General features: G+C 68.1%; 5 protein-coding genes. All 5 read right to left on the bottom strand.

Annotated features, from left to right (window positions below; genetic code table 11):
• Window positions 1–2: 2 nt before the first annotated feature.
• On the bottom strand, window positions 3–4,313 hold the full coding sequence (locus AVL59_RS08305; protein WP_067301004.1) for a non-ribosomal peptide synthetase: 4,311 nt from the start codon (window positions 4,311–4,313) through the stop codon (window positions 3–5).
• 242 nt (window positions 4,314–4,555) lie between these two features.
• Window positions 4,556–5,584, bottom strand: a complete 1,029-nt coding sequence (locus AVL59_RS08300; RefSeq protein WP_067301001.1) for a ketoacyl-ACP synthase III family protein — start codon at window positions 5,582–5,584, stop codon at window positions 4,556–4,558.
• A 16-nt stretch (window positions 5,585–5,600) separates the two neighbouring features.
• Window positions 5,601–8,399: a LuxR C-terminal-related transcriptional regulator gene (locus AVL59_RS08295; protein ID WP_159399879.1), complete on the bottom strand. Its 2,799-nt coding sequence runs from the start codon at window positions 8,397–8,399 to the stop codon at window positions 5,601–5,603.
• A 93-nt stretch (window positions 8,400–8,492) separates the two neighbouring features.
• Window positions 8,493–9,152 (bottom strand): O-methyltransferase, encoded by a 660-nt coding sequence (locus tag AVL59_RS08290; protein ID WP_067300995.1) that lies wholly within the window; start codon window positions 9,150–9,152, stop codon window positions 8,493–8,495.
• Between the two features lie 106 nt (window positions 9,153–9,258).
• Complete coding sequence (locus AVL59_RS08285; RefSeq protein WP_079146577.1) at window positions 9,259–11,073, bottom strand: FAD-dependent oxidoreductase; 1,815 nt, start codon at window positions 11,071–11,073, stop codon at window positions 9,259–9,261.
• Window positions 11,074–11,081: the final 8 nt, after the last annotated feature.

The following is an 11,081-nucleotide window of genomic DNA, read 5'->3' as shown; positions in this document are numbered from 1 at the left end:
TTCTACTCCTCCGTTCCGGGAGTCCGTCGAATGGTCCGCTGTCGTGCGGCACGCTGCCGCTGGGCTCGTGCCCTGCCCTTCGCGACGGCGGCCGTGTCGTCGATGTCGCCGCGCAGCCATGCGGCCAGGGCGCGGGGGCTGGGGTGTTCGAAGAGGGCGAGAAGGCCGAAGTCCTGGGGCAGACGGTCCCGCAGGAGGCCGTACATCCGGGTGAGATGTACCGAACCCGCTCCGATCTCCATGAAATTGTCCGTGGCGCCGACGCTCTCCAGCCCCAGCACCTGGCACACCACGTCGGTGATCAGCCGCTCCATGTCGTCTCGAGGAGCCTGGCGGACACGGGTGCCCGCGTCGGCGGCTTCGGCTCGTCGGACGAGTGCTCCCCGGTCGACCTTGCCGCGCTGGTTGAGCGGCAGGCGGTCCAGCAGGACCAGTCGGCCGGGCACGAGGTAGGACGGGAGGCGCTCGGCCAGCCTGCTGCGCAACTCGTCGGCCAGGGCCTGCTCGGTCACCGGCGCCGGTGCGGTGTCGAGGTCGGCGGGCAGTCCGCCGACGAGCGTGTGCAGCAGCTCGTGTCCCTCGTCGAGGTCGAAGGCCGCGCGCAGGGCGGGGCCGTCCGAGGTCGCGCCGAGTTGGCACGTGCCGAGGCCGCCCAGCGAGGCCGTCATCTCCAGCAGTTGGGTGACGAGTCCGCTCTCCAGCAGGCAGAAGTCGCGGGCGACCTTGCCGTAGAGCGGGTCGATGGCGCGTCGCTGGGCCACGAGGAAGACGACGAAGGCGGCCTTGTCCACGAGTTCCTGGTTGGCTGCGGCGAAGAGCTCGGCAGGCAGGGAGGTCTCGGAGGAACACAGCGTGAGGGCATGGCGGCGGGGGTCGTAGTAGTAGCTGCCACCTGCCACGCCTTCCACGCGACCGGGGTGGATCTGCACGTAGACCTGTACCGGGTAGAGCGCCCCGGGAGAGCCGTACGCGTACCGGGGAAGGAAGTGGCCGTCCTGTTCGGTCGAGCGCAGTGCGGCGAGCAGTTCGGCGAGCGCCTGCCGCGGCACGGGGTCGGCGCGGAAGGTCCGGCAGCTTCGCCGCTGCGAGGCGGGTGAGGAGCTGTCGGCGAGTGCGACCGAGGGCCCATCGATGCCCCGCAGTCCGGGTCGGGCGAGCTTGAACCGGAGCCGGGCCACCGGGTCGCGTTCGATGTCCCCGAAGTCGTCTTCGACGGGATCCGCGTGATCCGCGGCCGCAGCCGCCGGCACCACGAAGCCGACGAGGTGGCGCTGATCACCGGATGCCGCCGCGACGACGACCGCCTGGTCCACTTCCGGCTGCTCGTTCAGCGCGTGCTCGATCTCACCGAGTTCGATCCGGAAGCCGCCGATCTTGACCTGGAAGTCCTCCCGCCCGAGGATCTCCAGGCATCCGTCGGGGCGGTAGCGAGCCAGGTCTCCTGTGCGGTACAGCCGTTCGCCGGTGACCGGGTGGCTGATGAACGACTGGGCGGTGCGCTCGGGGTCGCGGTGGTATCCCGCGGCCAGGCCGGCTCCGCCGACGTACAGGGGACCCGGCACCCAGGCAGGGGCGGGCGCCAGCCGTTCGTTGAGGACGTGCAGCCGGTGGTTGCGGAGCGGGAATCCGTAGGGGATGGATGTCCACCCGCTGTCAACCTCCTCGATGGCGTAGGCGTTCGACCAGACCGAGGTCTCGGTGGGGCCGCCGGCCGCGACGACCTGGATGCCGTCGCCGAGGGACCGGATCCGGTCGGGCAGCCGCACCGGGATCCAGTCTCCGCTGAGGATCACCGTACGCAGGGGGAGCGCGTCTGTGGAGCTGCCCGCCTCGCAGTAGGTGGCGAGCATGTCCATCAACGCGGGAACACTGTTCCAGAGAGTGACGCGGTGGCTCCGTATCAGCTTCAGCCAGCGAGCCGGGTCGCGTACGGCCTCGGGCTCCGGCAGCACCAGCGCGCCTCCGGCCGCGGGCACGCCGAAGGTGTCGTACAGAGACAGGTCGAAGCTGAGCGACGACAGGCCGAGGATGCGGTCCTGCGGCCCGGCCCCGAAGCGCCGGTTCACCTCCATCAGGGTGTTGAGGACGGACCGGTGGCTGACCGCGACGCCCTTGGGGGTGCCCGTGGAGCCGGAGGTGTAGAGCACGTAGGCGATGTCCTCCGGCTCGGCCGGGCACTGCCAGCGGGCCAGCTCTTCGGCGCTTGTCGGCAGTACGTCGTCCACCGCCATCAGCGGCAGCGTCGGCGGCCACTCGACGTCCTGGAGGTGATCGGTGACCAGCAGCTCGATGCCCGCATGCTCGATCATCCAGGCACGGCGGGCCGGCGGCAGCACCGGGTCGATCGGTACATAGGTGCATCCGGCTGCCGTGACACCCAGCACGGCCGCGATCTGCCGCCATCCCTTGACGGCTCCGATACCCACGAGCGCCCCTCGGGCCAGCCCCCGTGCGTGCAACGCGCGGGCGATGCCGACGGCCTGGCGGCCGAGTTCCTCGAAGGTGAGAACCCGCTCCGCGGTGATGACGGCGGCGGTCCCTGCCGAGTCCGCGGCTGTGGAGCGCTCGAGGATCCGTGTGGCCAGCACGCCCGAGGGGAGCGGCCCGGAGGTCTCGTTGACGCGCGCACGCACCTCGCGCTGCCAGACAGGCAGCTCGATCTCCGGCGGACCGGACCACGTCCGAGGTTCGGCAAGGGAGAGAACCAGCCGCTGATAGGCCTCGAACATGTCCTCCAGGAGGCTCTCGGAGAGCACGCCGTCCCGCGTGTCCCAGACGAGTACAGCCTCGCCCTGCTCCTCGAAGACCTGGTGGTCGAGGTAGAGCTGTGGGGTCTGGGTGATGGCGTGGACCGGTGTCCCGAAGCCGCCGAAGAGGGAGGAGAACCCGTCGTCGTCGTTGCCCAGGGCACTGGTGAAGACCACGGGGGCCAGTGCCGCTGTTCCCGTACCTCGCCTGGCGGCAAGCTCACGGAGCGACTGCACGCCCCCGGCAGCGGCATGCTGCAGGTCCATCCACAGCCGTTGCTGGACCGCGTCGGCGAAGTCCTGGAACGTGTCCGCGTCGACCAGATCGACCGCGAGCAGATCCACGTTGGTGAAGTCCCCGACCAGGCTGTCGATCTGCGGGTGGATGGACGGCCGGTTGAAGAGAGTGACATCGACCGTGAACCGCTGGCTCGAACTCCAGGCTCCCAGTACGACCGAGTAGGCGGCGAGCAGCACTCCCGACGGGGTGACTCCGCGGCCTCCTGCGAGCTCCTTCACGGTGGACCACACCGGGGCCGGGATGCGCGCCATGCGCCGGGTGAAGTGGGGTCGCGCCGCAGCGGTGTCGGCCGGCAGTTGCGGAGCGGGCGGGAGATCATCGAGTCGCTCGTCCCAGTACCGCCTGGCCTGCTCGAAGGCCCCGGAGCCGTGGGTGGCCCGTTCAGCCAGCACCACGTCCCTGAAGGTGAGTTCGAGGGCGGGCAGGTCCGCCTCGGGGTTCGCGTACAGCCGCCACCAGTCGCCCAGCAGGACACGGAGCGCCCACAGGTCGGCGACGAACAGATCGATGCTGAAGTGCACGTGGGTGGCCCCACTCGGCATCTGGGTGACGGCGATGTGGAAGAGCGGCCACTGCTGCAGGACGAAGACCTCGTGCGACATCCTGGCCCGGACTTCCTCGAGCCACTCGAGGGCCTTGTCCTCGGGTTCCGCACGCAGGTCGAGGACGTCGAACCGGTAGGGCGGCACCTGCTCGAGGGTCTGCTGGCTGCCGTCGGGGAGGACTGTCATGCGCAGGGCACCGTGCCGCTGGACGACGCGTTGCCAGGCGGTCTCCAGTCGTTGGACGTCCCCGTCGGCGGGCGTGAGCTCGAAGTACGCGTGGCCGCCGAGCGATCCCAGCTCGAAGGCCTGGCTGCGGCCCATCAGATATGCATGCTGGAGGTCGGTGAGCGGAAAGGGTTCGAACTGTTTGCCGGGATCGGGGGTGATGTGGGTCCCCGCCGGTTCACCGGCCCCCTCCTGTCCGCCGCCCAGCGCGTCGGTGACCCAGTCGGCCAGTGCGTCCAGCGATGCGACGCGCAGCGGCGGCGTGACGCCGAGCTCCCGGGTCAGTTGAGCGCGCAGACGCAGCAGCCGCAAGGAACTGATCCCTGCGGCGGTCAGCGGCGCCGTACCGTCGATGTCCTGTGGAGCTGCTTTGCCGAGGTGGCTGATCCGGCCGCGCAGCCAGTCCTCCACCGCGGCTCGCCGGTCGTGTGAATCGAGGCCGCGTAGATCCTCCGCACTGGTCTGCTCGGAGTGGCGGCCTGCCGGGACAGTCATCGGTGGGTTCCCCTTTCCCAAGACTCGGCGAACCGGCTCTGTGCCTTGCCAAGGACGCTAGGTCGGCGCGGTCGGAGACTCATTACGGTCACACCGATGCATCTACCGATGGTCCATACAGACAGCGGTCACTACGGTCACCGCGGGCGGTGACGCCGGGAAAGGCGAGGGCCCGGCAACGCGGGTACGCTGCCGGGCCGTCCGGTTGGTCTGCTCTGGCGCACCACGTGCGCGTCGCCTGTCTATGTCAGGTCGGGCACCGAGTCGATGTCCACCACTGCGCTGGTCCAGTTGAACCCGATCCCCACGCCGACCAGCAGAACATGGTCTCCTGGCCGGACCCGGCCGCTGGTCACCAGGTGATCGAGGCCGGCGAACTGATCTCCCGGTCCCAGATGCGAGACCTGGCGCCCCCAGTCCCAAGTCGTCCGCTCCAGGGGGATGTCCAGTGGTTCGAGGAACTCCCATTCCAGCAGGGCTCGGCCCAGGTTGGGCAGAACGACCCAGGTCATGTCGTCCAGCGTCAACTCCGCGTCGGTGAGGGTCTGCCGGACGTTCGCGGCCGTACCTGCGGCGAGCCGCTCGAGGAGTTCGTCGTAGCCGTGGTTCTTGACGTAGCGCTTCTTCCGGGAGCGCAGGTCGAGGGGCTCACCGTCCTCGTGCGGCACGGCGGAGAAGCCGGCCGTGTCGCGGCACACTTCCTCGAGTCCGGGGTCGGATGTGGACACCATGGCCCGGAGGCGGGCGAAACCGAAACGGCGGGAGAGCAGCAATGCGGCGGCTCCGTCAGAGTAGATCTGTCCGGTGTCGCTGTTCCAGCGGTCGAAACCGGGAGGGCAGTACCTGTCCGCCGTCGTGATCAATGCCGAGGGCCCGGCCTGCGCCGCGGAGAGGTGCGCGGCTGCCATTTCGAGCGCGGCCATACCTCCGTTGGACCCCTGCTGGATCTGCACCGCCAGGCCGCTGCCGCCCACGGTATGACGCTGGACGTACGAAGCGGGAGTCCAGAAGTCCTGCCCCTGGTGGTAGATGTTCGCGTGGAGGTTGAGTATCACCTCGGTCGCTGCATGACCAGAACGCGCCAGGGCTTGTCGTCCGGCTGCCACGGCCATGTCGGGGGCGCATTCGTGCTCCGCCACCAATACCGCGGTCAGCTCGTTCTCCTCCGCTTCTTCCGGGTCGTACCAGCCGCGTTCGACCGCTTCTTCTGTCGGTACGGGCGGGGGGAGGAAGGCTCCCAGTCCGGCGATGTAGAGATCGTGCCAACGCATGTTTCACCTCGTGCCTTCACATGGTCCACCCCGCCCCGGGCAGTGCGGCCGCCGGCCGGCTCGCGGCGCCGAAAGCCCTCGCGCCGGCAGAGGACCTGCGCAGGAGATCGGCGAGTTCTCTGCGGCCGGTCACGCCGAGTTTCCGGTAGGTGTGGGTGAGATGAGCTTCGATGTTGCGCAAGCTGACCTTGAGCCGCCGTGCGATGGCCTGATTGGTCATGCCGGACGCGGCCATTTCCGCGACCTGCAGCTCACTGCCTGTCAGCAGGTCGACCCCGCGCTCGGCGCTCTGGGTGATCCGTCCACCGGCATGCACCAGTTCTTCCTGAATGCAACGTGCCAGAGCCTTGCCACCGCATGACACAGCCAGTTCGTAGGCTTCGCGGAGGGTACGCCTTGCTTCGGCGGAGCGTTTCTCCCGGGTCGCGGTGCCGAGGACTCCAAGCGTCCTGGCGAGTTCCAGCCGGGCCCCGCACGACTTCAGGAGCTCAGCACTCTGCTGGAGGAGTTCGATTCGCCGCGGCCCGGTGAGTGACAGGCCCATCGTGCGCAGCGCCTGCCCCAGCAGCCGTGGGCTGCCCCATCGCTGGGCGGCGGCAAGTCCTTCGGCAGCGGCTTCCTGTGCCGCGGGTCTGGCTTTGAGCGCCTGTTGACATTCCGCAGCCGTTACCTGCCAGGGCACGATCGCCGGGTTCCTCATATGCCAGTGCCGGCAGGCCTCTTGGACGACGAGGGTGTCGGCCAGACCTCCCACGTGATCCGCGGCAGCGATACGGAGGCGGGCGCGACTATGCAGAAGTGCGACGTTGTGCCAGTGCGTCGGATGGATGTCCTGCCATCCCCTCTCCGCCAGCAGGGTGGCTGCGGCCTCCCGTTCGTCCAGCTCGGCGAGGACCATGACATGGGGTGCGAGGACGGCGGCAGCCACTGCCTGATCACCGATGCCCAGCCGGTCGAGTAGGTCGAGCGCTTCGACACCGCACTGCCGGGCCGGTTCCAGGTGGTCAAGCCCATGAAGAGCCTGCATCCGCAGCAAGAGCGCTCGCACCCGGCGCAGTGACGCGGCGCTTCGGGTGGCCCGTAGTTCCTCCTCCGCATACCAGGAGGCCAGCTCGAACTCCTCGCACCAGAGGAGACTGGTGGCGGCTGTGTACCAGAAGGTCGTTCCCCGTCGATCCCGCCCCCATGACAGCACGTCCTGCACGGGGCGTAGCACCTGCTCTGCCGAGCGGCCGAGCCAGGCTCGGATCAGGGGTTCGAGACCGCCGGGACATCGCCCGGTACTCCCCCGCTCACGCTCGTACGACCTGATCCTCGCGAATACGGCATCGAGAGTGGAACGGCATTCCGCACCCGCGACAACGAACTGCTCGGCCATGCGCTCAGCGAGTTCGTCGCGTCGCAGTTCCTCCTTGGCCATCGTCTCGTCCAGGAGTCGAACGGCCTCCTGATGGCGGTCGGTTACGGCCAGTCCGCAGGACAAGCCGAGTGCAATCTCAGCGCGCTCCTCCGGCTCGGAGGCCATGTCCATCGCCACTTCAAGACGTCGAACAGCGGCCGGCACATTGGCGTTGAGCTGCGCCATGCCCAGACGGGCCAGGACCTTCACCCGCTCCTGGGCGTCGATCGGCTCCTGAAGGACCCGCTCGTAGACCCGGACGGCACTTTGCGGACAGGACGCGGCCATCGATTCCCCGGCCCGCAGAAGCACGTGCCCAGCCCATGGCTCGTCGAACGATCCGGCCTCGACCACGTGTACTGCGACTTCCTCCGGTGCGGCGCCCCGCTCGTGGAGCGCTCTGGCAGCCCTGGCGTGCAGTTGGGTGCGTTCCGCCGGTGGAACGGCATTCTCCAACAGAGCGCCGATCAGCGGGTACCGGATGGCAGCACTGTTGATGCGCAGGATGCCCAGTGCAGCCAACTTAGCCCGGATGCTGTCCAGTTGACCGGGCGAGAGATTCGCGAGCACCGCGATCAGCCCCTCGTCCGCCGCGTCTCCCAGCAGGGCGGCGGCGCCGGCGACTGTCAGTGCCCGGGGATCGGCACGGTGCAGTTGGGCAAGCAAGCGGTCACGCATTGGCATCAGCCCTGCCAGCAGATCCGCAGAGACAGGATCCACCGGTGGGATGTCCCCTGCCTGGCAGGCGGCTCCCGACACGCGGAGGCACTCCCTCAGTAACAGCGGGTTGCCGCCTGTCACGCGGTGGTAGCCCTCCACCGCCGCCTGAGGGACGGGGCCTCCGGCGAAGGCCTCCATCAGGCCGGCGGTCTCCTGCAGCCCCAGGTCCAGAAGCCGCCGCCGCTCTCGGCACAGCCGGCTCAGCAGCAGTCCGGAAAGGACATGCGGCTCCTGCGGCTTTTCTCCGGGATTGAGGGTGGCGATGACAGACACCGGCATGTCGTGCGTCCGCCGGACCACATAGTCGATCCAGCGCAGCGAAGGCTCGTCAGTGAATTCCAGGTTGTCCACGGTGACGAGCACCGGCGATTTTCTTGACAGGCCGACCAGTCTCCGGTGGAGACCATGCAGTGTTTCGAACGACACTTCGCCGCGCATCTCGGCATCGGTAAACTCTTCTTCCCAGGACTCGAAGAGCTGCTGGACCACCCCGAAGCCGAATGACTGTTCCTCGATGTCAGCGGATGCGGAGAGCACACAGAATCCACGCTGTCCGGCGCGTTCACCGGCCTCGCGCAGCAATTCCGTCTTTCCGCTTCCGAAGGCGCCCTCGATGACAACAAGGCCGCCGTTGGATTGTCCGTCGTCCAGAAGACTGCTTATGGCAGCCAGTTCCGGGCGCCGACCGAATATCACGCCGCCTCCTCTGCGGAGCTGGCGAGAGGCAGCTCCGCGATCCCCCATCAGGCTGGTGTTGTGAGACCCATGCGCTATGGGCCGGCTCTTTGGTCAGGAGAGCTTGCGAGCGAGTGTGATCCCGTCGTGGATCGGCAGCATGACGACCTCGACCCGGTCGTCCGCGGCGAGCCGCTCGTTGAAGGCATGGACCAGGCGAGCGCTCTCATGCTCGGTGTCCGGGTTGACGACCTCACCCTGGAAGAGGGTGTTGTCGATGATGATCAGCCCGTTCGGGCGGACGCGGAGCAGCAGTTCCTCGAAGTAGGACCAGTAGTTGACCTTGTCTGCGTCAAGGAAGGCGAGGTCGGCATCGGCTTCCTGCGGCAGACTCCTCAGCGTGTCCAGGGCGGGACCGATCACCAGGTCGACCCGATCGGTGACGCCGGCTTTCTCCCAGGCGTCACGGGCCACGCGTGTCCATTCCTCGCTGACGTCACAACAGAGAAGATGTCCGTCCTTCGGAAGAGCACGGGCGATGCAGACTGAGGAATATCCGGTGAATGTCCCGACCTCTATAGCCTTACGGGCACCGATGAGTTTGGTGAGCATGTGCAGCAGAGCGCCCTGTTCGGGGACGGTCTGCATGATCTGGTAGCGGCCGAATTCCTTGGTGCGCTCCTCGATTTCCGTGAGTACCGGGTCCGGAGGCGTGCCATGCGCGATCAGGTAGTCGTAGAGCTCCGGCGTGAGAACGACGTGCTTGAGTTCCAAGACTCCTCCAAGCCAGACGAATGCTTCGCATGCAAGGTCGTCGCACGCAATAGCCGCACAAGCTTGCGAGTTAAACCTGGGTTGAAGTCAACCCACAGGCAACAGATCAGGCCACGCGGGCACCCGGTGCATCGAGGTCCGCTGCATTCAGGCGTTGGGGCGTGCCGCTCGCGTACGTGGCCTCCTTGAGCACGGCTACGAGCATGCGGGCAGGCTCTTCCTCGCCCGACGAACCCATCGCCCCCGTGGCCCGCCATGCCACGTGTCCGTCCGGCCGCACGAGTACCGCGCCCCCGGGACCGACGCCGTAGATCACGGTCCAACGCCCGCACGGATCCTCCAGCGGGCCACCTCCCCCGACGGTGAATGCGCTCAGCGGGACTCCGTAGCGCACCCCTGCCCGTCGAGCGGCCCGCATCCACACATGCCCTTCGGGGCCCGCGAGCAGCGTGAAGCCGTCCTCGAACAAATCAAGCGAGGACACCGGCCTACCGTCCCTCAGGAGCCAGACGTGCGGAGCACGCGCACCTGGGCGTGCGTCCGGAACATATCCATCACTTGGCCATGACCGGCCCTCTCTCCCATCAGACACGGGGTCCCCACCTGCCTGGTAGGAATACCCGAACGAGACGGCGTCAGCGGAGTAGTTCCGTCCCGTCCTGGCGACGATGCCGGCCAGCGCATGACGGAACGCCCGCCCTTGCCGCCCTCCGGACTCCACACGCCCCGGCAGCCGCCGGATCCGTTCCATCACCGCGAGCATGGACCTGAAGTGGCGCACCGCCATGACGGACGCCGCCTGTGCGTACGGCCGACGCTCGTGCTCGTAGGTGTCCAGGAGCTCGTCGGCCGCCCACCCGGCCAGAACGGCGTCGAGCTTCCAGGCGAGATTGTGGGCCTCGGCCAGGGCGGTGTTCAGCCCGAGGCCTCCGGTGGGCGGGAACCGGTGAGCCGCGTCACCGACGAGGAACGTCCGTTCGCGGCGGTACGTGTCGGCCAGGTCCTGAGTGATATTCCACCGCTCCGCCGCCTCGATGCCGACCTCGAGATCCGGAACTCCGCACGCCCTGCGGACAAGGCCGACCAGGTGCTCACATCGCGGCGTCGGCTGGTGCACGTCGGCCAGTGACGGGTCATCAAGGATGTTCAGGACGGCGAAGTCCTGCGAGACCAGGGTCACCATGCCGACAAGGTCCGCGTTCGCCACCCAGTGGAAGGCGCTCCTGAGATCCCGGAAGGCCGCCGGATCCGCGTGGAAGGCGATACTCAGCGCCGTTCCCAGGGGTCCCGCTCCATGGGCACCCACACCAAGTCGACGACGCGTCGAAGCACGCGAGCCGTCGGCCGCCACGACGTACTGCGCGCGCACCCGCTGCTCCCCTTGCGTCGGGGCGTCCGCCGTCGCCCGGACCAGCCGCAAGAACACGCCGTCGGGGCCCTGTTCCTCGACGGTCGCCTCCGTGCCCTCACAGAACCGCACGTTGGGCAGTCGCCCGACCGCATCACGCAGGACGTTCTCGACGACATACTGCGGCACATTGATCCATGCCTGCGGACTCACGGCCAGCGACGACAGGACGTCCCGTGTGTCCCCCACCTGGGGCAGCGAGACGATGTGGCGTCCGTTCACCAGCGAGGTTCGCCACTCGATGCTCTCACTGCGCCACGGGGGCAGTCCCCGTTGCCGAATGGGACGGTCGCATCCCCACTGCCGCAGGAGCTCCATCGACCGGGCGCTGACGGCCATGGCTTTCGGCAGTTTGGAGACCCCGGTGCGCCGCTCGACGAGCAGCACGTCCACTCCGGTGCGTCCGAGGCCGAGCGCCGTCGCCAGCCCGGCAGGTCCCGCCCCGATGACCACAGCGTCACACGCGATCACTTCGGCTCCCTTCGCCAGCTCGTCGTCAGCGTGTCGCCTCAAGTCGCCTT

Source organism: Streptomyces griseochromogenes, assembly GCF_001542625.1.
In the GTDB taxonomy this organism is placed as follows: domain Bacteria; phylum Actinomycetota; class Actinomycetes; order Streptomycetales; family Streptomycetaceae; genus Streptomyces; species Streptomyces griseochromogenes.
The sequence above is the reverse complement of the archived record's forward strand: the minus strand, read 5'-3'. Positions and strand labels throughout refer to the sequence as shown.